This is a genomic window from Ignisphaera sp. (assembly GCA_038735125.1).
Classification (GTDB): domain Archaea; phylum Thermoproteota; class Thermoprotei_A; order Sulfolobales; family Ignisphaeraceae; genus Ignisphaera.
Window position 1 is genome coordinate 343,672 of sequence record JAVYNU010000001.1, and the last position, 23,311, is coordinate 366,982.

The 23,311-nt window shown below is 39.3% G+C and carries 30 protein-coding genes, 4 tRNA genes and 1 other RNA gene; 13 read left to right on the top strand and 22 right to left on the bottom strand.

What is annotated here, in order from left to right:
* From QW284_01960 to QW284_01970, 3 genes are all read right to left on the bottom strand, one after another.
* On the bottom strand, positions 1–662 hold a 662-nt coding region (locus QW284_01960), incomplete at its 3' end, for an HD domain-containing protein (GenBank protein MEM0338439.1).
* Between the two features lie 72 nt (positions 663–734).
* Positions 735–1,232, bottom strand: coding sequence for a hypothetical protein (locus tag QW284_01965; protein ID MEM0338440.1), 498 nt, complete (start codon positions 1,230–1,232; stop codon positions 735–737).
* Positions 1,233–1,312: 80 nt separating this feature from the next.
* Positions 1,313–1,388: transfer RNA gene (locus tag QW284_01970), tRNA-Ala, on the bottom strand.
* A 311-nt stretch (positions 1,389–1,699) separates the two neighbouring features.
* Between QW284_01970 and aspS the strand changes: the two genes are divergently transcribed.
* The gene (aspS, locus tag QW284_01975; protein MEM0338441.1) at positions 1,700–3,007 is read left to right on the top strand and encodes an aspartate--tRNA(Asn) ligase; all 1,308 of its coding nucleotides are present in this window, start codon (positions 1,700–1,702) and stop codon (positions 3,005–3,007) included.
* Here the strand turns inward: aspS and truD are convergent.
* Both truD and pth2 read right to left on the bottom strand, forming a co-directional pair.
* Entirely contained in the window at positions 3,004–4,221 is a 1,218-nt protein-coding gene (gene truD / locus QW284_01980) for a tRNA pseudouridine(13) synthase TruD (GenBank protein MEM0338442.1), read from the bottom strand. The two genes, aspS and truD, sit on opposite strands and share 4 nt — an antisense overlap.
* Positions 4,222–4,247: 26 nt before the next feature.
* Positions 4,248–4,610, bottom strand: coding sequence for a peptidyl-tRNA hydrolase Pth2 (pth2, locus tag QW284_01985; GenBank protein MEM0338443.1), 363 nt, complete (start codon positions 4,608–4,610; stop codon positions 4,248–4,250).
* A gap of 135 nt (positions 4,611–4,745) precedes the next feature.
* Here pth2 and QW284_01990 point away from each other — a divergent pair, with 135 nt between their 5' ends.
* From QW284_01990 to argF, 5 genes are read left to right on the top strand one after another with little or no spacing between them, the layout of a single operon-like run.
* Positions 4,746–4,928, top strand: a complete 183-nt coding sequence (locus QW284_01990; protein ID MEM0338444.1) for a zinc finger domain-containing protein — start codon at positions 4,746–4,748, stop codon at positions 4,926–4,928.
* 15 nt (positions 4,929–4,943) lie between these two features.
* Positions 4,944–5,225 (top strand): elongation factor 1-beta, encoded by a 282-nt coding sequence (locus QW284_01995; protein ID MEM0338445.1) that lies wholly within the window; start codon positions 4,944–4,946, stop codon positions 5,223–5,225.
* Between the two features lie 16 nt (positions 5,226–5,241).
* Positions 5,242–5,475 carry a hypothetical protein gene (locus QW284_02000; protein ID MEM0338446.1) on the top strand — a complete coding sequence of 78 codons (234 nt, stop codon included), beginning with the start codon at positions 5,242–5,244 and terminating at the stop codon, positions 5,473–5,475.
* 42 nt (positions 5,476–5,517) lie between these two features.
* The gene (gene fen / locus QW284_02005) at positions 5,518–6,573 is read left to right on the top strand and encodes a flap endonuclease-1 (protein MEM0338447.1); all 1,056 of its coding nucleotides are present in this window, start codon (positions 5,518–5,520) and stop codon (positions 6,571–6,573) included.
* A gap of 27 nt (positions 6,574–6,600) precedes the next feature.
* Positions 6,601–7,545: an ornithine carbamoyltransferase gene (argF, locus tag QW284_02010; GenBank protein MEM0338448.1), complete on the top strand. Its 945-nt coding sequence runs from the start codon at positions 6,601–6,603 to the stop codon at positions 7,543–7,545.
* On the opposite strand, the gene QW284_02015 is transcribed toward argF, so the two are convergent.
* The 3 genes from QW284_02015 to QW284_02025 are packed head-to-tail and all read right to left on the bottom strand — an operon-like array spanning position 7,537 to position 8,463.
* Positions 7,537–7,851 carry a hypothetical protein gene (locus QW284_02015; GenBank protein MEM0338449.1) on the bottom strand — a complete coding sequence of 105 codons (315 nt, stop codon included), beginning with the start codon at positions 7,849–7,851 and terminating at the stop codon, positions 7,537–7,539. The two genes, argF and QW284_02015, sit on opposite strands and share 9 nt — an antisense overlap.
* On the bottom strand, positions 7,848–8,234 hold the full coding sequence (locus QW284_02020) for a hypothetical protein (GenBank protein ID MEM0338450.1): 387 nt from the start codon (positions 8,232–8,234) through the stop codon (positions 7,848–7,850). Before QW284_02020 ends, QW284_02015 begins: the two co-directional genes overlap by 4 nt.
* Positions 8,227–8,463, bottom strand: a complete 237-nt coding sequence (locus QW284_02025) for a hypothetical protein (protein ID MEM0338451.1) — start codon at positions 8,461–8,463, stop codon at positions 8,227–8,229. The genes QW284_02020 and QW284_02025 overlap by 8 nt, the downstream gene beginning before the upstream one ends.
* A 225-nt stretch (positions 8,464–8,688) precedes the next feature.
* On the opposite strand from QW284_02025, the gene QW284_02030 reads away from it, so the two are divergent.
* Complete coding sequence (locus tag QW284_02030) at positions 8,689–9,186, top strand: adenosine-specific kinase (GenBank protein MEM0338452.1); 498 nt, start codon at positions 8,689–8,691, stop codon at positions 9,184–9,186.
* Positions 9,183–9,800, top strand: a complete 618-nt coding sequence (locus QW284_02035; GenBank protein MEM0338453.1) for a hypothetical protein — start codon at positions 9,183–9,185, stop codon at positions 9,798–9,800. The genes QW284_02030 and QW284_02035 overlap by 4 nt, the downstream gene beginning before the upstream one ends.
* Positions 9,801–9,862: 62 nt before the next feature.
* Here QW284_02035 and QW284_02040 read toward each other — a convergent pair whose 3' ends face one another.
* On the bottom strand, positions 9,863–10,162 hold the full coding sequence (locus QW284_02040) for a hypothetical protein (protein MEM0338454.1): 300 nt from the start codon (positions 10,160–10,162) through the stop codon (positions 9,863–9,865).
* A gap of 213 nt (positions 10,163–10,375) precedes the next feature.
* Between QW284_02040 and speD the strand changes: the two genes are divergently transcribed.
* Positions 10,376–10,744, top strand: a complete 369-nt coding sequence (gene speD / locus QW284_02045) for an adenosylmethionine decarboxylase (GenBank protein MEM0338455.1) — start codon at positions 10,376–10,378, stop codon at positions 10,742–10,744.
* A gap of 411 nt (positions 10,745–11,155) precedes the next feature.
* Here speD and QW284_02050 read toward each other — a convergent pair whose 3' ends face one another.
* The 9 genes from QW284_02050 to QW284_02090 form a co-directional block, all read right to left on the bottom strand.
* Positions 11,156–11,305, bottom strand: coding sequence for a hypothetical protein (locus QW284_02050; protein ID MEM0338456.1), 150 nt, complete (start codon positions 11,303–11,305; stop codon positions 11,156–11,158).
* An 82-nt stretch (positions 11,306–11,387) separates the two neighbouring features.
* A tRNA-Val gene (locus QW284_02055) sits at positions 11,388–11,464 on the bottom strand.
* An 82-nt stretch (positions 11,465–11,546) separates the two neighbouring features.
* Positions 11,547–11,655 (bottom strand) — tRNA-Cys (locus tag QW284_02060).
* A gap of 97 nt (positions 11,656–11,752) precedes the next feature.
* Positions 11,753–11,873: transfer RNA gene (locus QW284_02065), tRNA-Phe, on the bottom strand.
* 59 nt (positions 11,874–11,932) lie between these two features.
* Complete coding sequence (locus QW284_02070) at positions 11,933–13,108, bottom strand: DNA topoisomerase IV subunit A (protein ID MEM0338457.1); 1,176 nt, start codon at positions 13,106–13,108, stop codon at positions 11,933–11,935.
* An 11-nt stretch (positions 13,109–13,119) separates the two neighbouring features.
* Positions 13,120–14,703, bottom strand: a complete 1,584-nt coding sequence (locus QW284_02075) for a DNA topoisomerase VI subunit B (protein MEM0338458.1) — start codon at positions 14,701–14,703, stop codon at positions 13,120–13,122.
* 100 nt (positions 14,704–14,803) lie between these two features.
* Positions 14,804–15,736, bottom strand: a complete 933-nt coding sequence (locus QW284_02080; protein ID MEM0338459.1) for a deoxyhypusine synthase — start codon at positions 15,734–15,736, stop codon at positions 14,804–14,806.
* A complete protein-coding gene (gene hisS / locus QW284_02085) occupies positions 15,723–17,030 on the bottom strand; it encodes a histidine--tRNA ligase (GenBank protein MEM0338460.1) in 1,308 nt (435 codons plus the stop codon). Before hisS ends, QW284_02080 begins: the two co-directional genes overlap by 14 nt.
* Entirely contained in the window at positions 17,027–17,536 is a 510-nt protein-coding gene (locus QW284_02090; GenBank protein ID MEM0338461.1) for a hypothetical protein, read from the bottom strand. The genes hisS and QW284_02090 overlap by 4 nt, the downstream gene beginning before the upstream one ends.
* Positions 17,537–17,636: 100 nt before the next feature.
* On the opposite strand from QW284_02090, the gene mtnA reads away from it, so the two are divergent.
* Positions 17,637–18,680 (top strand): S-methyl-5-thioribose-1-phosphate isomerase, encoded by a 1,044-nt coding sequence (mtnA, locus tag QW284_02095; protein ID MEM0338462.1) that lies wholly within the window; start codon positions 17,637–17,639, stop codon positions 18,678–18,680.
* A 25-nt stretch (positions 18,681–18,705) separates the two neighbouring features.
* Here the strand turns inward: mtnA and QW284_02100 are convergent, their stop codons facing one another.
* Positions 18,706–19,458, bottom strand: a complete 753-nt coding sequence (locus QW284_02100) for a geranylgeranylglyceryl/heptaprenylglyceryl phosphate synthase (protein MEM0338463.1) — start codon at positions 19,456–19,458, stop codon at positions 18,706–18,708.
* Between the two features lie 60 nt (positions 19,459–19,518).
* Positions 19,519–19,821 (bottom strand): hypothetical protein, encoded by a 303-nt coding sequence (locus tag QW284_02105; GenBank protein MEM0338464.1) that lies wholly within the window; start codon positions 19,819–19,821, stop codon positions 19,519–19,521.
* 153 nt (positions 19,822–19,974) lie between these two features.
* Here QW284_02105 and QW284_02110 point away from each other — a divergent pair, with 153 nt between their 5' ends.
* Both QW284_02110 and rnpB read left to right on the top strand, forming a co-directional pair.
* On the top strand, positions 19,975–20,151 hold the full coding sequence (locus tag QW284_02110; protein ID MEM0338465.1) for a preprotein translocase subunit Sec61beta: 177 nt from the start codon (positions 19,975–19,977) through the stop codon (positions 20,149–20,151).
* Between the two features lie 70 nt (positions 20,152–20,221).
* Positions 20,222–20,535: RNase P RNA component (rnpB, locus tag QW284_02115), an RNA gene on the top strand.
* 357 nt (positions 20,536–20,892) lie between these two features.
* Here rnpB and QW284_02120 read toward each other — a convergent pair.
* The gene (locus QW284_02120; protein MEM0338466.1) at positions 20,893–22,311 is read right to left on the bottom strand and encodes a tRNA(Ile)(2)-agmatinylcytidine synthase; all 1,419 of its coding nucleotides are present in this window, start codon (positions 22,309–22,311) and stop codon (positions 20,893–20,895) included.
* 15 nt (positions 22,312–22,326) lie between these two features.
* The gene (locus tag QW284_02125; GenBank protein ID MEM0338467.1) at positions 22,327–22,587 is read right to left on the bottom strand and encodes an Lrp/AsnC ligand binding domain-containing protein; all 261 of its coding nucleotides are present in this window, start codon (positions 22,585–22,587) and stop codon (positions 22,327–22,329) included.
* Positions 22,588–22,710: 123 nt separating this feature from the next.
* Between QW284_02125 and QW284_02130 the strand changes: the two genes are divergently transcribed.
* On the top strand, positions 22,711–23,295 hold the full coding sequence (locus QW284_02130; GenBank protein MEM0338468.1) for a DUF367 family protein: 585 nt from the start codon (positions 22,711–22,713) through the stop codon (positions 23,293–23,295).
* Positions 23,296–23,311: the final 16 nt, after the last annotated feature.

The window sequence follows — 23,311 nt, forward strand, 5'->3', positions numbered from 1 at the left end:
TCTATACCCTTATCCAATATAGCTATATTCCCATCGCCATCCACAACAAGTGTAGATATTATTCTTTGCAGATCTATTATCCCATAGGTTACACCAGTATGTATAGCATCTCTTATTAGATAGTCCATTCTATCAACATCTATATCGCTAGATAAAAGCTGATTATATATAGGCTCTCTATATCTACCCTCTATCACAGCCGTAATTGTTTTTGGGTCATAGCCAAAATAGTCAAGAATATCCCTAATTTCGCTCTCCAATATAATCATCCTAGTGATTTCTTCATGGCCTAGGCCAAGCAAATCTTTGTAAAAGGGCTCAATAGCATGGCTAAACGGTGTATGCCCTATATCGTGGAGAAGTGCAGACAATCTAAGCATCTGAACATCGTCAAATGAATGTATATAGCCTAGTTCTGCAAGTTTTTCTGCTACTAAACCCATCAAATGAGTTGCGCCAATACTATGACTAAATCTTGTATGAGTTGCGCCAGGATAGACATACCATGCCACTGCTAGTTGCTTTACATATCTAAGTCTCTGAAAATAGGGTGTATCAACAATTTTGAGTTCAACTTCTGTTAGATCTATGTAGCCATGAACTTCGTCGTAGATCTTCTTTGCGCCAGCGCTATTCAAAATCTTGCTTCTATACTTATGCAAAACCTTGCACCAGCAAATATAATACTCTAGTATTACTTGTATTACTTGCTCTTGCTTAACAGCTAAGTAAGCCTATATGCAAATACCATATTTCTTCACAATGCTGAATAGCTGCTTAGCTATATCTGAAGACACGTTCTTTCTCCTTGCCAGCTCCTCGACAACATCATCTGGAGCTGGATAGACATCAGAACACAACATAACTAGGCTCGCAATAAGCTCTAGTGCATAGTGATCTATTGAACCTAAAGCATTTTTAACATCAGTTAGCAGATTTTCAACTCTCTGAACTGCTACAGCTTCTACCTCATTCAACGAATTAGTACAGGTAGCATTCAAATATTGCGCAACATAATGATAATAGTTTTGAAGTCCTCTTGAATAAGGGCCCCTAGACAACCATCCAAATTTGAATCCATAGTCAATGCCACCAATTCTTTGAAGTAGGTAGCCCAGTTTTTGGACAATAATCTTAAACTCCATAGAGTCAACTGATAGGTTTTTCACCAAATTAATATCATTGATTATTTTAGCAATTAATATTGCAATCCTCTTTCTATCATCATTCATAAAACAGACCTTACAATACTACAAGAGAGACATTTTTCTGTGAGATTATATATGCAGTGAGGGACTACCGAAAGAATTTTTGGTGGACCGGCCGGGATTTGAACCCGGGACCTCTCGGATGCCAACCGAGCGCTCTTCCAGCTGAGCTACCGGCCCACCATATTACGTAATCTACTTATAATGAAATGCTGGTTAAAAAGCGTAAATGTGAATACTATGTAGATCAGCCAAAGGGGTCCCATCATCTTTAATCCATTAGGCCTGCGTCTATCATCATCTTTTTAACAGTATACACAATTTGCCAAGGTTTATATACCTCTGCTATACAATCCCTTTTTATTTAACTAGCCTTAAATCCACTATCCTTATAATACATCTAGCTTTTTGTGTATTCGTTTTTGAAAATTTTATAAAAATATTTTATTGGTGGTTATAGACTTAATGTAATGCACTCAGGTAGCCACGCCATGGAAACCAAATACAAGAATGTTATGTGCGGCAATATTACGAAGGAGTTCAGCGGAAAAGATGTTGTGATAGCGGGATGGGTTCACCAGATAAGGGATCTTGGAGGAAAGAAATTCATAGTTGTCAGAGATTTTAGTGGGATCGTACAGGTTACCATATCAAAGGATAGTGCATCGAAAGAATTATTGGATATCGCTGAAGAACTTACTTTTGAATCTGTTGTTCAAGTAAGGGGTCTTGTTAAAGAGGATCCTAGGGCGCCTAGAGGTGTTGAGATAGTCCCATACGAGATTAAGTTGCTAAATGTGGCAAAGAAGCCTCTACCACTTGATGTAAGTGGTAAGGTTCCTGCCGATATCGATACAAGACTTAGAGAAAGAGTTCTAGATCTGAGAAGAGCTGAGATGAGATCGATTGTTAGAATAGGTGATACAGTATTAAAGACTGTTAGAGAAGTGCTGCGAGAATATGGATTTGTAGAGGTTTTTACACCAAAAATCATAGCTTCTGCCACAGAAGGTGGTGCAAGCCTATTTCCAGTAATATACTTCGGGAAAGAAGCTTTTCTGGCTCAAAGTCCGCAGCTTTACAAAGAGCTTTTGGCAGCATCGCTTGAAAGGGTGTTTGAAATAGCTCCTGCATGGCGAGCTGAGGAAAGTGATACCCCATATCATCTGGCAGAGTTCATAAGCATAGATATAGAAGCTGCATTCATGAACTACGAAGATGTTATGAAAATCCTTGAAAATGTTGTTTACGAGATTGTAAAAGCTGTCAAAGAAGAGAATGAGGATGATCTCAAGATATTAAACTATGAATTGCCAAATATTTCTCTGCCTTTGCCAAGAATAAAATACGTTGATGCCATTAAAATGCTTAGAGATAAAGGAGTTTACGTGGAGCCCGGTGAAGACCTGTCAACAACTCATTTGAGAATTTTAAGCGAGTCTATAGAATCTCCGCTATATTTCATTGTAGAGTTCCCAACTAAAGTAAGAGCCTTTTACACAAAACCGAAGGATGATGACCCCATGTATAGCGAAAGTTTCGATTTGATATGGAAGCATCTAGAGCTGGCCTCTGGCAGCTCTAGAATACATAGAAAGGACCAGTTAATAGAGGCGCTAAAAGAACGTGGATTAAATGTTGATAGCTTTAGCTTCTTCATAAAGTGGTTTGACTATGGAATGCCTCCCCACGCTGGATGGGGCCTGGGCTACTCAAGACTAATGCTTATGCTCACCGGTAGAAGTAATGTTAAGGAAGTTACGCTGTTCCCAAGAGACAAAAAGAGGTTGACCCCCTAGGTATATAATAGGGGATTACATCTCATTACCTCTCTCAACAATAGTGTAGCATAAGATCCTGGAGAAAGACTAAAGCTAAGTGAAATTACATTGCTTTCTATTTTGTAGTCAAAGTCAAAAGCTTTTGTAACAGACTCTCTGTAATCTCCGTAGAAACATAGCCCCTCTAGTTTATTTTGGCAGAACATTTTCAGATCTATACCCTCTATCTCTACAATCTCATCAAAAAACCTTTTAACGTTCTCACCAACATGGACATTGTAGCCAGGCAAAGGAAGGTATCTAAATTCTCTTCTCAGTACATGCAACCCATCCCTAACATTATGTAGCTCTACAACATTAAGCCATACTTTTGAAAGCAATCTATTGAATAAATAGGCTTGATATGCATTCACAAAAAACCTTATAATTCTGTTGTACATGGGGTCTTTTAACAAATTTTTCAACTCTTCATCAATACGATGATTATCTGCTCGGCATAGCCGATCCTCCAAACTCCTATATAACATAGCTGATTTTTTTGGAGGGCTCTTGCATAAAACTTTGAGAAACAATTCAAAATCTTCCTTGATAAGAGCCTTGCCAAGGATATGAGTAATGGGTCTTCTGGATCCGAATCTTTGATAGCCAAAAAAGTTTAGAAACTGATAATCATGATCCTTAAGAGTGTTAATGGCTCTTATTAAATCGTCTAAAGCGGCATGCGGATCTAAGGCTATCTTTATATCAAATTTATTTGAATTGTGCATTAAAAATGGTCTTGATAGGCTGCAAAACCATAGATATGCCTCTATGATGGCAGAACTAGAAATCATTTTGACGCTACTTTCATGTTTTCTGCACCCAGATAATACCACAGCCTGATAGGCTATAGCATAGGCATCTTTTAGGCCCAGTACCTCAAAATCATTGCAATTAAGGCTAGATTTCAAAAGATACCCTAGGGACATCGAATCGATGTTCTGCTTTTTAGCTACATAAACACAGTACCTGTTATTCGCATCTCTATCAATTTGCATAGGACTTTTAGATAATCTATCGAAAACCTCCTTAAGATTGATCAGATTCACATTCTCCGTAACCACAAAACCCTCTGGCCTTTCTATCCAAACAAATATACCTCCAAGCGATTCCGAACGCGTAGATATGTTTGGATATGTGTAAACTTGTAAGCCAAGTAAAATATCCAGCAAGGAAGTTGTTAAAAAGTTCAATGAGAACGCCTCCAAATATCCATTTATTACAACAATGGTAGGTTTCCAGTAACCTTATCAATGATCTCAGCTGGTGCAGGCCCTAACCCCAATGCTGTTATGGTTCCTGGTGGCAACTGGGTTAATCCTGCATCAGCTATTAGAACTGTAGTTATCCCAAGTTCATCTGCAACTCTTTTCAAGTTCAGTAGCTCCTCTAGGCTTTTAACCTTGACGACTATCTTCTTCTGACCCTGTCTCCTCCATTCAGCAATTATATCTCTACAAGGTTTTTTCTCAAGACATTGCAGAACGGCTTCAACAGCGGCGTGAGCTACTTGTGTAGCCAGTTTTCCTTTCCCCATTTTTATATCAGTTCTAACAACAATGACTTGCTTTATCTCACTCATTTCAGTATCCACATATGGTTTGTTACTGCTACGAAAGAATTAATAGGCTTTTAAATCTGCGCTGGTCAAATTCAATTGGTAGTGAATTCCATTAAACTAAGGTGAATAATACTGGCAGTAGCTACCACAAAAATTGTGCTTCATGAAATAGCCGGTATAAGAATATGCTCGAGCTGTAAAAAGCCTATAGCACCTGATGAGAAGGCTGTTAGCTTTAAATGTCCAAACTGTGGAGGTGTTGTTATATGGAGATGCTATAAGTGTAGAACAATGGCTGTCCCCTACAAATGTCCTAACTGTGGTTTCGAAGGGCCTTAGCTGGGTGAGTAGACCATGCCAGGCAATGTTGTAGTTGTTGTAAGAGCTTATCCAAAAGAAGTTATGGAGGATTTCACAAGAATCATTGAGAAAATCCAGCTGAAGATTAAAGAGACAGTATATGCTTTAATGAAGTGGGAGCCTGTTGAAATAGCTTTTGGGTATAAAGCACTTGATCTATACTTCATATTGCCTGAAGACATTGAAGGCGGTACAGAAAATCTTGAGGAAATAATAAAAAGCGTTGATGATATAGACAACGTGGAAGTCATATATGTTACGAGAGTGGGTGCATAATAGGGAGTAGACATAGATGTTGACAAAGAGAAGAATGCAGCAAAAAATACTAGAATTCGTAAAGGAGAATGGTAAAGCTGAAGATAAGGAATTGCTAGAGCTATTAAAAAAAGAGACTGAAATCTCATACAATGAGCTGCTGAATCTAATAATGTATCTAGAAATTGAGGGTTTTGTAGACGCCAGAAAGCAGAAGGATAGTTTAATAGTCACACCCAAACCATCCACAAGAAAGATTATATCACAATAAGTTTTAAATCTCTCATACACAAAAAGTTTTTGGAAATTTGACATGGGTGTTAATCTAAAAGATCTAATACCACCTAATTGCAGAACCGAAATAACTGATCTAAGGCAACTTGCAAGAAGAATTATTGCACTTGATGCCTATAATGCTCTATATCAGTTTCTGGCTGCCATAAGACAGCCAGATGGAACACCACTAATGGATTCGAAATCGAGAATAACGAGTCATCTAAGCGGTCTTTTCTACAGAACTATAAACCTGGTTGAAAACGGCATAAAACCTGTTTATGTATTTGATGGTAAACCTCCAGAACTTAAGAGAGCCGAGCTAGAGAGAAGGAGATTGAGAAAGGAAAAGGCACAGAGGCTAGCAGAGAAAGCATATGAAGAGGGAGCTGTTGAGGAGGCTGCAAAATATGTCATCCAATCTGTGAGTCTTGAGAGTGATATGGTTAGGGATGCAAAAGAGCTTTTAGAGGCTATGGGCATACCATATGTCCAAGCATTAGAGGAGGGAGAGGCACAGGCTGCATACTTAGCTAAGAAGGGTTTGTGTTGGGCAGCTGCAAGCCAGGACTACGACTCTCTTCTTTTTGGTAGTCCAAGGCTGGTAAGAAACCTTACAATATCGGGTAAGAGAAAACTTCCAGGCAAAGACATATATATTGAGATAAAACCAGAGATAATAGAGTTAGACACTCTACTCAGAGCTCTAGGGATAACGAGGGAGCAGTTAATAGATATAGCTATATTGATGGGAACAGATTATAATCCAGATGGGGTTGAAGGAATAGGACCTAAGACAGCGTTACAAATGATTAGAATGCATGGATCCCTAGAAAAAGCATTGAAATATATTCCCCAAGCAAGGTTTCCTGAAGATCCTTTGAAAATAAAGGCCTATTTCCTTAACCCCCCAGTAAACGAAAATGTTAATATTGAGTGGAGAGAACCAGATAGAAATAGGATTATTCAGATCCTGGTCAAGGAACACGACTTTTCGCCAGATAGAGTTGAAAACGCTATTAAAAGACTTGAAAAAGGGTATAAAGAATTTATAAAATCAACTACAACAAGTTTAGATATGTGGTTTAGAAAATAATCTGCTGAGTGTTGCTAGGTGTGCATCATGTTTGTAGATAGTCTGCGTAACAGAGATTTGCTATCTATAACGGATCTTTCTGTAGAGGAGCTAAAATCATTAATAGATTTGAGCTTCAAGCTCAAAGAGCTTTACTATAATGGGTTAAGATATCTAGATATATTGAATGGAAAGATTATGGCGTTGATATTTGAGAAGCACAGTACAAGAACTAGGGTAAGTCTACAGGTTGCTGTAGAGCAGCTTGGTGGGCGATCCCTCTACCTATCATCCCAAGAACTACAACTTGCAAGAGGAGAACCCATAAAAGATATGGCAAGGGTGTTAGAAAGATATGTTGATGGCATTGCAGCCAGGGTTTATAGCCATAAATCACTTTTAGAGCTAGCAGAATACGCTAAAATCCCTGTGATAAATGCTTTAAGCGACTTTGAACACCCACTTCAAGCACTAGCTGATGTAATGACAATACTAGAGTTCAAAAAGGATATGAGAAAGGTTAAAGTGGCTTTTGTAGGCGATGGTAGAGACAATGTTGCACACAGCCTAATGCTGGCGGTTACCATGCTTGGAGGCTCTATATACATAGCCACCCCAGTGGGATACGAACCAGATACTAGGCTATACAGCATAGCTAAGAATTATGCTGAGAGAAGTGGTGGTTACATTGCAATAGTGAGAAACCCAGTAGAAGCTGTTAAAGATGCTGATGTGATATACACTGATGTATGGGTCAGTATGGGCCAGGAAATTGAGAGAGATAAGAGAATTAGAGACCTAAAGGAGTATCAAGTCAACAGAGAGCTTGTGTCCTATGCCAAAAAAGATTACATATTCATGCATTGTCTTCCTGCACACAGAGGTGAGGAGGTAACTGAAGAGGTTATAGAATCCCAAAACTCTGTTGTATGGCAACAAGCAGAAAATAGGTTGCATACAGCAAAAGCTGTTATCGCATCTATTCTAAGATAACTCTTCTATCTTATCCATTAAGGTTCTAAACCTTTCTTCTCTACAGGCATAAACACATTCTGTAAAACACTCGTTATCTCTGTAGCCATTATGGTTATGGCACTGAGTATTGCACTCATGGTTACAAGATAAAACATTGAATTCTAGTACAATAAAATCATTAATTTTATTTACTCTAAATAAATGTATCAAATTGGATTTTCTTAAGTAATCCACTATTCTATTTCCGCTTTCCATAGGTGCGATGAGGAAACCATACTGTTTAACAGTTTTTTCAATTGCTCTAACAATTTCAACTGCACTCACTTCAGCTCAGCCTCAATATTTTTCAGCACATTGCTAATTAAATTAATCATATCCTTTTTTCCAGAAACATATCTTAGCTTTCCATTCACGTATTTGGTCTTAAGCAATTCCAAACCATCGTGGTTTACTATGGAAATATAGCCCCTCACTTTCTTCCGCCAGTTTATAGTTAATTCAAGTAATACAGCAAAAAAGCCATTTTCTAAATCAATGTTAGCACATCTGCTTTCGCCTCTTGTGTACAGGCCTCTACACTTCCAAGAGTTGGTAATCTTTGGCGGCACTATATCCCCTTTATCATTAACAATAAATATTTTTGCAATCCTTCTATGCTTTCCGGTATTGCTTCGTGTGTCTTCAATTTTGAATTGAATTTTACCCAATCTTTAATACACCTTCGGTAAAATTCCATTTTTTCACATTCTCAGCGAACATGCAGATAACATTTTTTCCCATGCCTATAGAACTTACATCAATTCTTACAATGCCGTTTATCTCAATAAACTTTACATTATTGTATGTGCCACCATCTACATAAGCTCCATCGTCATTATATAGTTCAACACTTGCATATGAGCCGACCACATTAAAGCATATCTTTGCGTACACCAAAGCCTTACACCAATTAAGTAGCTTAATATTGGTGCTATACTCATATTTTAGCTACACCTTTAATAGTTCTTTTGTCTATAGTTGTCAATTACTGCTTGTTCAACCACCTCTATGTCAGTAACTCAAAACACGTGATACATCTATTTAATGCAATGCTAAGTTGAATAACTATGAACGTAAACTTTTTCAGTGTACTCTATCCATAGTATCTATAGTGAGGTTGCTATGTCCTCATCCATCAAAAAAATTGAGGTTATAGATGTTCCGATACCACATGGAGCAAATGTTATTGTAGGTCAGAGCCACTTTATTAAAACCGTGGAGGATCTATACGAGGCTTTAGTGACCTCTGTTCCTAATATAAGATTTGGGATAGCATTCAATGAGGCTAGTGGAAAGAGACTTGTTAGATATGATGGAAATGATGAAGAGCTTGTTAAACTCGCTGTAGATGTTGCCTTGAAGATAGGGGCTGGACATATATTTGTACTCTATATCAGGAACGCGTGGCCCATTAATGTATTGAATGCTCTAAAGAACGTGCAAGAGGTTGTTAGAATATATGTTGCTACGGCAAATCCTCTACAGGTAATTGTTGCAGAGACAAATCAGGGTAGAGGAGTTATTGGGGTAGTCGATGGTTTTACACCCCTAGGCGTTGAGGATGCCAATGAGAAACGCGAGAGATATGAGTTTCTTAGGAAAATAGGTTATAAGAAATGAGTAAAACGAAATCAGTTGATATAGCTGTAGAGAAATACTGCTTCCAGCCATATGAAACCCCGCTTTTTGTATTATATGTTCTAAAGAAATGTGGAGAGTCTCTAGAGGCTCTGGAAGAAGAGGAAGTAGCCTACAAGTTCGTAGAAAACGATGAAACATTTGAGTCCTGGATTAATTCAAAACTTGAAGAAGACTTTCGAGAAGGTGTTGTTAAAGCCACTATCAATTATTATGATAAGATATATTCAACAATATTTTTTAAAGAGCTCAAAACAGACCCAAGCTACTTTATCATACCTGTTCCATATCTGGCGAGGCTTCTTAAAATCGTTGTTCTAAAGGATATTGGCGAGGGCGAGACAAGTATTAAGGAAGATGATTATAGTAGTGGATTTGCAATTGATTTTTCTCATGATAATTTATACGCCTTTTTCAATCCAATAAAAATATTGGATAGCTTTACAGGATTAATCATAGTAACTAGTATGGGTGTAGAGCATATCAAATCAAATGACTTGGTCAAGATATTTGAAAGCACAGCAAAACGCAAGAAGAAAAGCAGGACTAGGAAAAGAAAAAGAAGAGCTAGGAAAAGAAAATCTAAAAAAGGTTAGTGAACGTCGATTCAGAGTTGTACGTAGACAAAGAATGGCGATAAGTAGTCAATTACTTTAAATCATCCTCTACCCGAAACTATAATGGAGTAGAGAACCTCTCTAAGTGTTTTTGATAAAGAGTAGCAACCATATCCCTGTTCAATCAATCCTTTCTCTATCAATTTCCTAATCACAGCCTTCGGGTCATTAATTCTATATAAAAACTTCAATTCTCTTATAGCGACTAATGTACCCACAGAAATATTTTGAATAAAGTATTCTAGAACCTTGATCTCTTCAACAGACAACGACAATATTTTTTTCTTTAAATCATCATCCTTAATGTACTGCATAATATTAGATAAAATCTTGCTGTCCATAGTACTTGTTTACCTATAACTACATTCCTAAAGGCTGTTAAATACTTTTGACATAAACTAGCTTAATATAGACTAGACCATATTTTTATAGGGGGGCTCGTAAAAATTAAGTGAGTTATTAACTAGTTTAAATAGGGTTTTTAAAGGTCTTCAATTAATTTTTGATAGAAAAGCTTATAAATACTTCAGAGACATAGCTCTTGGTGAACAGAAATGAGTGCTACAAAGAGGTTAACGCTGATACATGGCAGACACGTGGCAGGCAATCTATACAACTGTAATTCTGAAAAGCTAGCCAACATAGCATATTTAATAAATCTAGTGAAAAATGCTGCAAAAATCGGAAATATGACTCTTCTCGACATCAAGTCTTGGAAAATAGGCAATGGAGTTAGTGTTGTGGGGATTGTATTGGAAAGCCATATATCGATACACACATGGCCTGAACACAGTTTTGCAACCGTAGATGTATATAGTTGTGGTGCGCATACAGACCCAGAAAAAGCATTCGATTATATAGCATCATCGTTAGAAGCACAAAAAATTGAGAAAAAGGTTCTCGATAGAAGCTATGAGATATAACTCAATGCACTAGAACTACATTATACTGTGAACATGTTTACCCAATCTTACACAAAAGCTTTGGCCTGATGCACAAACTTAACGTTTCTGAGATCTATCGCTGTTCACCCGACAACGATTTTATTTTCTTTAGAGGTCATCTACAGCCATCTCGGCTCCTCGCACTCTTCTTGGATATCCTCACTATGGTTTGGCCACAAGCCGTTTACCTGAGAGCGGTTGTTCAGGATATTTTATGGTTATTTACAGCCACCCTCAGGCTCATCACGGTCTCCCTCGGGCAGGCTACGGCGGTTAGCCACCCTCACACACCCGAGGGTCACCAACTAGATTTGCAGTCTCCAAGATTTAAAAGCTTTCCAAACATCTAGCACCAGCCTACCCCATAGCCTCAAAAAGACTTAAACAATCCTAAAAGACCATAAACACCGTTTCTACCCCAGAAACCGAGGCAACCACTACATTCACTAGCTTTAGAGCATACAAAAACCCATCAGCATATCTAATAGCCTTGAAAGATGGAACAGTCATAAAAATATAAACATCGTTTGCCTCGGCCAAATCATGCATCTTCCAGAGATTTAATTAAGTAGTATCGGCTTATAAAATACTTTTAAAAGAAGTTAAATAAAAGTCTATTCTTTGGTGGGCCCGCGGGGATTTGAACCCCGGACCTCCGCCTCGTCAGGGCGGCGTCCTACCAGACTAGACGACGGGCCCTGTACGCTATACTAATTTGAATTTTATGCGAGTATTATAAGCTTTAATTCAAGATAGTTAAAAACCTATGTTCTTGGTTTAATGGAGCCGGGGCCGGGATTCGAACCCGGGGAATATCGGGTCTCGACAGGCGGTTTTTGCCGGAAAAGCCCGCTGCAGCCCGACGCCTTAGACCGCTCGGCCACCCCGGCTCACATAGGCTTTGGCTGTAGAATACTTCTGTTTATTAGGAGTAATAAGGTTATCGCTATATTACATCATTATCCTACGCTTTGAATATGTTAGAAATGCCGCCGGGGGGACTTGAACCCCCGACTTCCCGGTCTTCAGCTTCGCCGAGCACCCGCTCTGAGTGTTTTGCATTATGCACGGGTGCTCACGGGCGCTCTCCCAGCTGAGCTACGGCGGCGTTCTGCCGTTATTAGTATCATTTGTTTTTCTGGTTAAAAGTTTTATTGTACTAACACTCTATTCTATGAAGTCTTGTGTGTGAATCTTTGTTGGAATGTATGTGTCCATTAGGAAGTGCAGTCCCTTCCCTGTTAGAGCCTCTATTTCTAGTTTGCTTTGTTTTTGTAGGAATATGTTTATTTCTTTTGTCCATTTTTCTGTTTTGAACCATTCATAGTTCAAGAGCTCTTGCGCTCTTTTAATGTCTGTCTTCTTGGCTTTTATTATGAAGTTTCTTCTCTCAGCATCTGAGAGATATGGCTTTTTGTTTTTATCCCCAAATATATCCGTCATGCTGACGCCTAGGAACTTTGCTTTTGGTGTTGCAAGCCTTTCGCTCTCATATGATAGCGTTATTGAGCCTATTCTGAACACGCTGTATATGTACCATCCATATGGATCTGCATCTGTTAGTATGTAGATAGGTAGCTTAAGCTCTTCGTTTAGTCTTCTTACAAATCTTCTTGTTGCTCTATCTGGTTGCCCAGCGCTTGTGACAAGTATTGCCTTATACTTTCTCCAGAAACCTGCTCTATGTAGTTGCTGGAACACAGCATCTTTCTCCACAACAAGCACAAACTCTGCATTAACGTCGATGAACTCTATCAGATCTGGTGTTGGCTCTATCGCATAGGCTCCGTGACCCATTTTACTAAGGTCTATAACATCATCTCCGGATCTAATCCTCATATCGCCGACAACCTTGCCCTTCTCCTTGCTTAGAATCAGCATCTCCTCTCTAAGTAGATTAACCAGAACCTCTATATCCCTTAGAACTGCATCGCTTTCTTTTTGCTCATCCCATGTATTCTCCTCTTCAATTCTCCCTTTATGATCTCTATACCTAATACTGTGCTTACCTCTGTAGAACAGATCTCTTATAGTTGGATACTCATTGTTTATAAGAGCATCGTATATTATCTTAGCCATTAGAAGTGTTTGCATAAACTTTCTCGCTTCTTTAACATCTAGGAAGCTTCTCTCAAATGTTGCTGGGCCAAGTAGAAGCAAACCCCTCTCCTTATCATATATAGTATTTGACAGCGTCCTCTTTGGTATTACAAGCTTTGGTTCTTCCCCACCTAGAACTGCTTTAACCACATTATCAAAAACCTCGCTGAATTTCTCAGCCGCTCTTATTCTAGCCTTGATGTCTACAGAAGACATGAATTTCTTTACATGTTCTTCAGACATCTACCCTCACCCTACTCAAGTGACAACACTACATCTCTAGGCGATGAAATATTCTTTAGAGAGTCTCTAAACCTGTTTTTAACTAAGTCGAAAAGCTTTGACTCTAGCACTTCAGCTTTAATAGGCTCTGGATTTGCTTTTGCAAATGTTGTTAGAGCTCGCGCAATTTCTGGTATATACTTTATCAATGTTATCGCCTTTCTAGCCATTTCCTCCTCTTTCTGTTTCTTGGCTAGATACAGTTTCAGGGATCTAGCAACATATCTAACCCCCTCCTCTATCTCGTGCTCTAGCACCGGAACCTCAGCTATGCTTTCCTTGCCAACACCTTTGTAAGGTATCTTGGTTCCACAAACATGGACTAGAATGGCTATTGGAGCTGGGAACACTATGTCATAGTAACTCCAATCAATATTCTCTGATATGACTTTCCAAGCAACATCGCTCTTCTCATCATATAGAAGCGGTATTTTATTTGCGAACCTCAGCAACATTGGCTCTTCAAGAGGCTCTATAGCACCTCCATATGCTATCCCAACCTCAACTACCATAGAGTGTCCCTCATATACAACAGGCTTTCTAGTGATGGCGTCGGTGAACTCAGGCTTTAGGATGGTGTTTAGACCTATTTTGATAAGCTCAGATCCTATGGGTGAGAGATGGTCTGCTCTAGGCTTTCTAAACTCGTTGAACTCCTTCAATGCTCTAACAAGTTTTTCTAGATCATCTTTAGAAAGATCCTTTGGATTTATATTAGGGTCGAATCCATAGGTGGAAACAAATCTCTCTGCAAGTACTCTGCCAACACCTTGGAACTCGTCTGAAAGGAACTCGATAAGCGTCTGAGCCTTTGTTTCGCTTATCATCGCCTTCAGCATTTCGAGGTCTACTCCATGTGGATGTGGCTTTGCCTCTCTTGGTGGCGGAGGCAACATGTTGGCAACTCTTTGATATATCTTTATCTCTCCATCAGGACTCCTAAAAACTATGTTAGCATACGGCGATACAATAGCTGTTCTTTTAATATACTCCAAAACCTTTTGCCTTGCCTTGCTCCAATCCCCTTCAACAGCTACTTTCACCATTGTTCCATGCCAACCGGTTTTGTTTTGCCACCAGCTTCTCTCTAGTACGATTGGCTTGTTCTCCTTAATGTCTATCATTATTTTGTATTTATAGATCTTTTTAGAATTGATTGTTGCTGACACAATCTCTGCAGGTTCGCCAACAGTTATCTGACCATATAGAACAACCATCTTTGCGCCAAGGCCGAAAAGCCCTCTTGTCTGCCTCAAAACATATTTTGAGCTGAACAAGACCCTGCCAAAGGCGTCGGGTATGTAGTTCTCTGGTATGCCGATCCCATTATCTTTAACGGTTATCCTATATACATAGGCTTTATTCTGATCCCTCTCAATAGATATTGCGATGTCTGGGAAAATGCCGTGGGCATCTGTAGCGTCTAAAGCATTTTCAACAAGCTCTCTAACAGATTGGTACAGTGCTCTAGCGGGATTTGCAAAACCAGCTATCTCCTTGTTTCGATAGAAAAATTCTGCAGGGCTTATACTCCTAAACTTCTCTGCAACACTCATTCTTATTCTGCGCCTCAGCACCTGCCTAAATCACTGTATTTATCTATGAGAGAAATTATAAGCAATAATATCAAAGGTACTTAGAAAAAGAATTGAAATGCTACCTCATATAGAGGGCTGCATAAGCTATTATAGGCAGCACTAGCGTGGCATCAGCATATACAACAACACTTTTAGCATTCTCCTTTAGCTTCCCCCACGTAATCGCCTCTTTAGGCCTTGCACCACTTAAAGAACCATCCCACTCGGTAGCTGTTGTCACATAAACCACATAGTCTAGGCCTCCATGGAACTGCGCCCACCAAAGGGTGTGATGCTTGCTTATCCCACCGCCGATTATTAGAGCTCCAATACACTTTGCATGGAATACTATATCTGCTAGCTCCTTCTCATCTTTAAACACATCTAGGTTAAGCTTGTTGAACTGAGAATATGTTAGCAGCGCTGTCCCAAAGGCCCCATCCAGAAAACCTGGAACATATATGGGCACATTTGAAATTGCTGCGCTTCTCAGTATAGACCTCTCATCATTTATTCTCTTCCCAATCTCATGGAGAAGTTCCCTCACGCCAAATACCCTCGATTTTTCCTGCAATGTTATCTCTTGCAAGAATCTGTGAGTAACTCTCTCAATGAGCGGGCCATAGCTATCCACAGGTATGAAAACATTGCCCAGCCTATGGATGCCCCTTCTATGAAGCTCAGAGTCGTCTGCATCGAAAAAGCCCTTTAGATACTTGCCGCCAAAACTCTTCGCAATATCGTGGTCTATGGTGCCACAGGTTGTTATTACAACATTGAATATCTTCTCCTTGATTAGCTGAGCTATAATGCTTCTAACACCTGTAGCAACAATGTTGCCTGTAAATGATATTACTCTGACGTCGCATTTGTCCCTAATTTCCCTCACAATGTTTATCGCATCAAACAGGTGAGAAGCCATGAAGCCATGTATCTTTGCATATAGATTAATTAAATCCTCTATCTTCATATCCTTTGAAAGAAACGGTTCCTCTACCTCACCTAGTTTCATGTCCAAGCACCTCTACTAGATGATTCAAATCAACTTCAGTCTGGCTCCACCTCTTTAAATCTCTCACAACTGCCATGCCCTTCTCAGCCTCTTTCCTACCTATTATAACAACATAGTCGAAGCCTGTTTTAGATGCGTATTCAAGCCATCTACTCATTTTTGCTGGTGGCGAAACCTCTAGCTGAACCACAACACCTCTACCTCTCAACTGCTTCAGTAAGGTATTCAAATTGCTGTTTCTCCTAATCGACTCATCTAGTAGCAGAAATAATGTGGATGGTCTATGCAGAAGCTTTTCCAAGTCTATTCCAAGGTTTTGCAGTGCTAGCAAAGTTCTTTCAACACCTATTGCAAAACCTGTTGAAGAGAGTTCCTCACCTCCGTAAACTGTTGTTAGATTGTCGTATCTGCCACCACCAGCTATGCTGATTGTCATGCCGGGTACCTGTACCTCGAATATGATGCTAGTATAGTATGCTATGCCTCTTGCGAAACCAGGATCCACAACAACATTGGCGCCGATTCCCTTAACCATATCTATGTATTTGGCTAGAAGCTCTATGTCTTCTCTAAGCTCGTCGTAAACCCTCAGCTCGGATAGCTTTGCTATAACACCATCTATGTTGTAGCCCTCCTTGTATGCATTTGCTAGAAACATTACAAGTTCGCTGTATTTGGGAAACCCCTTCGATTCAAACATGCCTGCAACATTTTGAAACATTCCCTTGTCGAGCAGATGCAGCATTCTCTCAGTTTCCTCGTCTGTAAACCTAGCTATTTTTGCAATCTTTTTGAATATTGCTACATTGTTTACTTTGTAGACTCTTCTGGCGAGGCCTATCCTATGGTAGAACTCCTCTAGAAGCTCTATTAGCTCAGAATCATAGTGAGTGCCGTCTCCACCCAATATCTCTACGCCAGCTTGTGTAAATTCCCTGTATCTGCCATATTGGGGCTCGTCATATCTAAACACATTAGCTACATAGAATAGTCTTAGGGGTTTTGGCCACGATCTCAGCTCTTTAAGATAAACCCTTATAACACTTGGTGTGACTTCTGGCCTTAGAGCAACTTCCCTATCCCCCTTATCCTTGAAAACATACATAGAGTTTCTTATCTCCTCACCAGATTTCAGTGCAAAAAGCTTGAAATTCTCTACTGTTGGTGTCTTCACCTCTCTATAGCCAAACAGTCTAGCAACCTCTTTGAAGTTGTCGCAAATCCATGTTATTGCATCGCTCTCAGGTGGGACATAATCTCTAAAGCCACGTATAGGCTCTAGCAACTCCTTCAAATGAATTCACCGCCTCTTTCAATCTTTGGAAAAGACATTTTTGAAACCTCATAGTACGTTACATCACCATACATATCAACAACAGCTATAATTAGCTTGTATCCCTGTTTAATAGCTCTATCAACACCGTTGTAAAGATCATCAACTCTGACAATAGCGTCCTCGTCAAGTACAAGAACATTCACCTTCTCGTCAACTATAACTAGCTCATTCTCAGAATGTCCAGGCAAAACCTTTTTTCCTCTCTTCAGCAAATCCATCAAAACTAGGAAAACAGAACCTTTAAGTCTGCTTTGAATTTTCTCTACGAATTCCTCGAAATCGATCTTTGTATTGCTTTCATCCACTACATCGGCCGTGCCACTGTAAACAAGGTAGAATGCTAGGGCTGGGTCAACAAAACCTTTCTCACTGAGCATAAACTTCTCTGTCTTTAAATCACCAGAAGCTATGACTATTTCACCATTTCCTAGAATCTTTAATACAATTTTCTTTTTTGCAGACATTGCTTCGCTAGCCCTTTGAAAATGATCTAACAGTGTTTAGAATTGTGCTTTGTAAACAAGGTTTAAATATGTTTTTTCATAGTGCTCATTCGGTGCATGTATGTATCCGATAAAAATCAAAGCAATTGAATGGACCGGAAAAGGTGTTAGATGGCTCAACACAAACCTTTTACCTCATCAAGAGGTATACGAAGAAAGTAGTGATTATGAGAGAATAGCAAAGGCTATAGAAACCATGGAGATCAGAGGCGCTCCAGCCATAGGCGTGGCAGCAGCGTTTGCTGTTGCAGCGACTATTGTAAATGCTAATACAAATAATGCTGAAGAGCTGAGGCTTCTGGGTCTCAGAGCTGTTGAGAGACTTGGCAGAACAAGGCCTACGGCATACAATCTCTTCTGGGCTTTGGACAGAATTAAAAAGGTGCTTCTACGAGGGTACATTAGTGTAGATGATTTGAAGAAAGCTGTTGTTGAAGAGGCTCTGAAGATATATAACGAGGATGTTGAAACAAACATTAGAATTGGCGAAGTTGGCGAGAAGCTCATAGAAGATGGAGATACTATTCTAACACACTGCAACGCTGGTGCATTGGCAACATCAGCTTTTGGAACAGCACTAGCAGTTATCAGGGTTGCCTGGTATAAGGGAAAGAAGATCAAGGTTATAGCAACAGAGACAAGACCTGTGCTCCAAGGTGCTCGACTCACAGTGTGGGAGCTGAAAAAAGAGGGGATCCCAGTTACACTAATAACAGATAACATGGTTGGATATGTTATGTATAAGAAAATGGTGAGCAAAGTTATTGTTGGAGCAGATAGAGTGCTTGGCGACGGCCATGTAATAAACAAGATCGGTACCTATACCATAGCAATAGCTGCAAAAAGACATGGCATACCGTTCTATGTCGCTGCACCAACATCAACATTCGACCTAAGATCTAGGGTAGAGGATGTGAAAATCGAGGAGAGGAATCCAAATGAAGTTAGAAAAGTGTTGAACAAAGTCTACATCACGTTAGAGGATGTTGATGTGTTCAATCCCTCGTTCGACATAACGCCACCTGACTTGGTTACAGGTATAATAACAGAAAAAGGTGTTGTTACACAGCCGTATGAGGAGAACATAAGGAAACTGTTCCTATAGCCGATTAGCCCATGAACTAAATTGGCTACCTCTTTTTAATTGCACTAATGATTTTTAGCGCCTCGTCCAATTTTTCTTCGACTATAGTACCTGTAACAATTATGTCTGCCCCAGCATTTATGATGCCAAGCGCTTTTTCAGCATCCCTTATGCCACCACCGACAATTAGTATAGTGTCGTCAATAGCTTTTTTGACCTTCTCGACAAAGTTTTGTGGCACGGGCTGTGGAGCTCCAGACCCAGCTTCTAGATACACAAATTTCATTCCAAGGAACTTTGCTGCTAGGGCATAAGCTACACCTATTCCAGGTTTATCATATGGTATTGGACGTGCCTTTCCAACTACACTTACAGATGTGCCCCAATTGCCAACGATTATATAGCCTGTGGGAAGAACCTCTAAACCAAGTCTTTTTATAAGTGGCGCTGCCATAACATGAGCACCTATTATATAGTAGGGGTCGTCAGAGTTCAACAATGATATAAATAGAATGGCGTCAGCATTTCTTGCAAGACCGGCTGGGCTCCCAGGGAACAGTATGGATGGCACATCGAGCTCCTCGATGACCTCTATAATTTTTTCAACATCATCCATGTATACCTGGAGACTTCCTCCAACAAGAATGGCATCTGTACCTGCATCAACAACTTTTTTCAGGATGTTTGAAAGCTCCTTGGGATTAGTTACCTTCTCTGGATCTATCAATGTAAAGTGAAGTTTCAGCCCTTTATCGACACTTCTCTTTATTGTTTCGTATACCCTACCTCTCCACTTCACGAAGAGACACCAATTCTTGTTAAAAACTCGGATATTAAATAGCTTTACTAATTTTGTATATCATCTAAGGATCTTCCTTAATGTTCTAGAGAAACCTTGCAGAGCTATCTCCAACACAATGTCCTTTATCAAATCCTTGTCAAGCTCCAATACGATTACTTTTTGCTCTTTGTAAGCTATATAGAAGCCAATGACATGATAACATGGATATCTTCTTCTACCCTGGACAAAATGAATCAAAAAATCGGTACAGGTGCACAGCCTACAAGGCGATACAAGATAGTCATTTTTAAGTCCTTTAAAAACATTGATTACAACACCAGATCCTTTATCAACAAGCGAAATAAATCTTTTGTTTCTCAAGCCCTCCAATACTTTATCATAGTTTCTATATCTATTTACGTTATCTTCTGTGCATAACCCATCATCTACATTTCCTCACCTAAGTACAGTCACTCTATAAAGCTTTTAAACAGAGCACAGTAAAGATGTTAGACGATAGAGAGGTTATAAACTGTGTCATCGAGAAGAAAAAGAGCAGGACCTGGTCTAGCAAGCTATGTAGGATTGATTAGATTCTATGAAGAGGTTGAAGAACAAGTTAAATTGAATCCTTACCTCATTCTATTCCTGTCAATAGCAACACCCATAATTGTAATATTTCTCACAAAGATTTTTCCACCACCAATATAATATAGATTTAACTCATGTTGTTATTATAATGAAAGTATAATAGCTATATAAAAACTACTTCTCTTTGGTTCCTGGCCCGCAGACTGCTACGGGGCCTACCCCCGAGGAAACACCATCCTCCGCACAGCACCAGAGCCCCGCAAGGGGCTAGGGTAACACCCTAGGCTCTGGCACAGAAACGATACAGCTACAAACCGATGAATATGAGGTGGTGAGGCCCCCCAGGTAACTAGGGGGCAGAAACCCGCCGACGAGGTTTGTAGCAGTGGTGAAACGGCCAGCCTCTGGGGAGTAAGGAAAACCCCGATGAACTGCTGTGTGAAGGGGTTGAAAACCGCTTAGCCAAATGCAGTCGAAACAGAAGATGGGTTACTGCGGGCCAGGAACCACCTATACTAGGTAAGCCTTCTATAAAGGTTTATGGCTGTAAACTCTGCTCTCCACAGGAATTCAAGGGGTTAGTAATACTTTACCTCATACTAAAAACCTCTAATTGTCCAATAATTTGATGAGAGGGAAACCCCTATACTTCATATGCAAATTTTGAATTGCATCCATTTATTTCGATAATAGTATTCTATTAAAATATAGTTTGTATAATGAATATTCTATACATATATGTTTTTGTATAAATATTCAGTTTTTGAGTTTTTCTAGTAACAAATTCATCATAACCTGCTGTATTTTTAGTTGTTACAAAAGAAGTGCAGGGGTCTCTGGCAAGTGGGAAAATAGTGTTCTCTACAGGAACTGCAGGGGTTCAATAATTTTCGTGACATCCTTAATCTGTATTAGTGAAGCTTGTTCAAAATAGAACTTGTGCTCCTTGCCATATCTTTCAATTGGTTTAATTAAGTGTTTTTGAGAGTGTGGTGGTGGTAAATAAATTCTCTCCTCTGTTTGTCTTGGAGCCTCTGTACAAGAAAGCTTTGGGTTAAGCTGTACAAAACCACATTTCTCACATTTGTATCCTTTTCCAAATCCTTTCTTTGACATTTTAGAGCCGCATATAAGGCATTTAGGGGCTTTACATAAATAAGTTTTTGTCTGTCTTAGTATAGAGATTTTTTCTATATGTAGAACTGTTATATCCCCCCATTTTTTCGCATGTCCTTGAATCTCTACATAGTCTCCAACTTTTAGATGCTTAGCAACCCTATTCAAATGCGAAGGTCTGAAAAACGCCAATAAAATTTCACCTGTAGCATCAAATGCCTTCAAGACTATAACGCCGCCTTTCATTGGATATGGTTCAGAAGCTATAACAACTCTTGCTTTGCCTGTTCTAAACGGCTTAAAGTCAGAAACGTTTCTATAAATTGCATGTGCATCGGTTGCCTGATTACTTCTAAATATTGTCCAGGCTACCATGGGCTCACATGTTTTTATAATATTCAATGCCTCCTTCAGAATATTTGGATTCTCTCCCCTAACCCCATAGAGTATTGGGTCAAATCCTCTTGGTATTATCAAGGCTCTTTTCTCTTCATAGTCATAGTTATTAAATGTCATTCCCTTGGCAATGGAATCAAAAAGCTTTATGCTCTCTTCATCAACACATCTTGGAGCTTCATAGAATTTCTTCGACCTGTATGTCAAAAGCTCGTATGTATAATCACTTTCATTAACAATCCATGCTACAGCAGCTAAAGCGCCCACAACACCCCGTCCACTATACCTCTGAGAAAATATTGCACCCAGCTTCTCAAACCTCTTCTTCAAATCCTCGTCAAATATAACAATATCCGTGAGTGCTTTTTCATAGAACCATTTCAAATCGTGTATCAAGTTGTTCTGCGGAATTATTGCAAGCCCAGGTTCAAAATCTGGTGTAATAGAATCAAATTCTTTAGCCATCACATCAACATATTTATCAACTATGTTCTCTATGATGCCTAGAACTACATAGCCATTCTCTAGCATTTTTCGTTCATCACAATGAATGCAAAACCTTATTGCTACTGCTCCATTGCCCCTCGTTTTCCATGGTATTGAAGGATTCAATCTAACTAGATTAGGATAGTCGAGTAGAGTTACATCACTTAATTTTTCTTGTAACTCATTTAGAATGTATGTCGCTAGATGGGTTGTACAGCCATATTTAAGCAAATCAAAGTCGTCTAGCCCTAGATGCCAACAACAAAAATCTTTATAGCTCATTTAATCATCGATGCATCATTGTTTTGCATTACTCGAATTGGTTTTCGTAGACACTATAATCATTGTTATAGTTGATCTAACCTTTGGAAGCTTCCTAATTTTTGATGAGACTATATCCTTCAGCTTCTCAATACTTTCTGCCTCAATCTTTGCATAGAGATCATATATTCCATAGACTATGTAAGCCTCTTTTACACCATCTATGGTCTTTACCTGTGCCAAAACCTCGTCTTCTGCACCAACATCAGTATTGATCAGCACTAATGCTTCTGGCATAGTGCACATCACAGTAGTATAAAGGTTTCATGTGTTAGGTATATAAATTTTATGAGTATTATGTATTACTGTAGCTTAGAGATTGCTGTGAGTAGGGCCATATATTGTAGGTAATAATCGATTATGCAGGTGGGGCAAACGATAAAAATACTTATATATTCAAAGCATGAAGACGATCCAAATCTATGTACAGCTGAGAGGCTTGTGAGGCATGGATTAGCCGAAAGGATTAGAAGATATATTGAAATACCAGAATGCTCTGTTGTGTTAAATCCCTTTGCAAACACATACATCAAGTCATCGGATAGGGTATATGTGCAAACATGTGGTATTGTTGCAATAGATGTGTCTTGGAAAAGGGGTATAGACACACTGAAAAAGATTAGAAGGGGGAATCAGAGGGCTCTACCAATCCTAATAGCCGCAAACAGTATCAACTATGGAAAGCCTTTCAAACTAAGTACAGCAGAGGCTCTAGTAGCAGCTCTAATCATAACAGGATTCCACGAAGAGGCTTTGGAAATAGCTTCACTCTTCAAATGGGGTCAACACTTCATATTGCTAAATAGAGAGCGAATAGAGAAATACCTACAAGCCCAGTCAGATGAAGAACTAGAACAGATACAACGCACAATATTCAACATAAACACATCCTCAAACACTAGAATTCTAGACCTGTTGCATAAATATTTATTGGAGGAGCCATAAAATAATATAATTGACA

Bases quoted from the DNA above. Each gene is read 5' to 3' on its own strand.
- QW284_01965 (MEM0338440.1), bottom strand. From the start codon at position 1,232: ATGAATGATGATAGAAAGAGGATTGCAATATTAATTGCTAAAATAATC.
- aspS (MEM0338441.1), top strand. From the start codon at position 1,700: ATGGAAACCAAATACAAGAATGTTATGTGCGGCAATATTACGAAGGAG.
- pth2 (MEM0338443.1), bottom strand. From the start codon at position 4,610: ATGAGTGAGATAAAGCAAGTCATTGTTGTTAGAACTGATATAAAAATG.
- QW284_01995 (MEM0338445.1), top strand. From the start codon at position 4,944: ATGCCAGGCAATGTTGTAGTTGTTGTAAGAGCTTATCCAAAAGAAGTT.
- QW284_02000 (MEM0338446.1), top strand. From the start codon at position 5,242: ATGTTGACAAAGAGAAGAATGCAGCAAAAAATACTAGAATTCGTAAAG.
- fen (MEM0338447.1), top strand. From the start codon at position 5,518: ATGGGTGTTAATCTAAAAGATCTAATACCACCTAATTGCAGAACCGAA.
- argF (MEM0338448.1), top strand. From the start codon at position 6,601: ATGTTTGTAGATAGTCTGCGTAACAGAGATTTGCTATCTATAACGGAT.
- QW284_02030 (MEM0338452.1), top strand. From the start codon at position 8,689: ATGTCCTCATCCATCAAAAAAATTGAGGTTATAGATGTTCCGATACCA.
- QW284_02035 (MEM0338453.1), top strand. From the start codon at position 9,183: ATGAGTAAAACGAAATCAGTTGATATAGCTGTAGAGAAATACTGCTTC.
- QW284_02040 (MEM0338454.1), bottom strand. From the start codon at position 10,162: ATGGACAGCAAGATTTTATCTAATATTATGCAGTACATTAAGGATGAT.
- speD (MEM0338455.1), top strand. From the start codon at position 10,376: ATGAGTGCTACAAAGAGGTTAACGCTGATACATGGCAGACACGTGGCA.
- QW284_02070 (MEM0338457.1), bottom strand. From the start codon at position 13,108: ATGTCTGAAGAACATGTAAAGAAATTCATGTCTTCTGTAGACATCAAG.
- QW284_02075 (MEM0338458.1), bottom strand. From the start codon at position 14,703: ATGAGTGTTGCAGAGAAGTTTAGGAGTATAAGCCCTGCAGAATTTTTC.
- QW284_02080 (MEM0338459.1), bottom strand. From the start codon at position 15,736: ATGAAACTAGGTGAGGTAGAGGAACCGTTTCTTTCAAAGGATATGAAG.
- QW284_02090 (MEM0338461.1), bottom strand. From the start codon at position 17,536: ATGTCTGCAAAAAAGAAAATTGTATTAAAGATTCTAGGAAATGGTGAA.
- mtnA (MEM0338462.1), top strand. From the start codon at position 17,637: ATGTATCCGATAAAAATCAAAGCAATTGAATGGACCGGAAAAGGTGTT.
- QW284_02120 (MEM0338466.1), bottom strand. From the start codon at position 22,311: ATGAGCTATAAAGATTTTTGTTGTTGGCATCTAGGGCTAGACGACTTT.
- QW284_02125 (MEM0338467.1), bottom strand. From the start codon at position 22,587: ATGCCAGAAGCATTAGTGCTGATCAATACTGATGTTGGTGCAGAAGAC.
- QW284_02130 (MEM0338468.1), top strand. From the start codon at position 22,711: ATGCAGGTGGGGCAAACGATAAAAATACTTATATATTCAAAGCATGAA.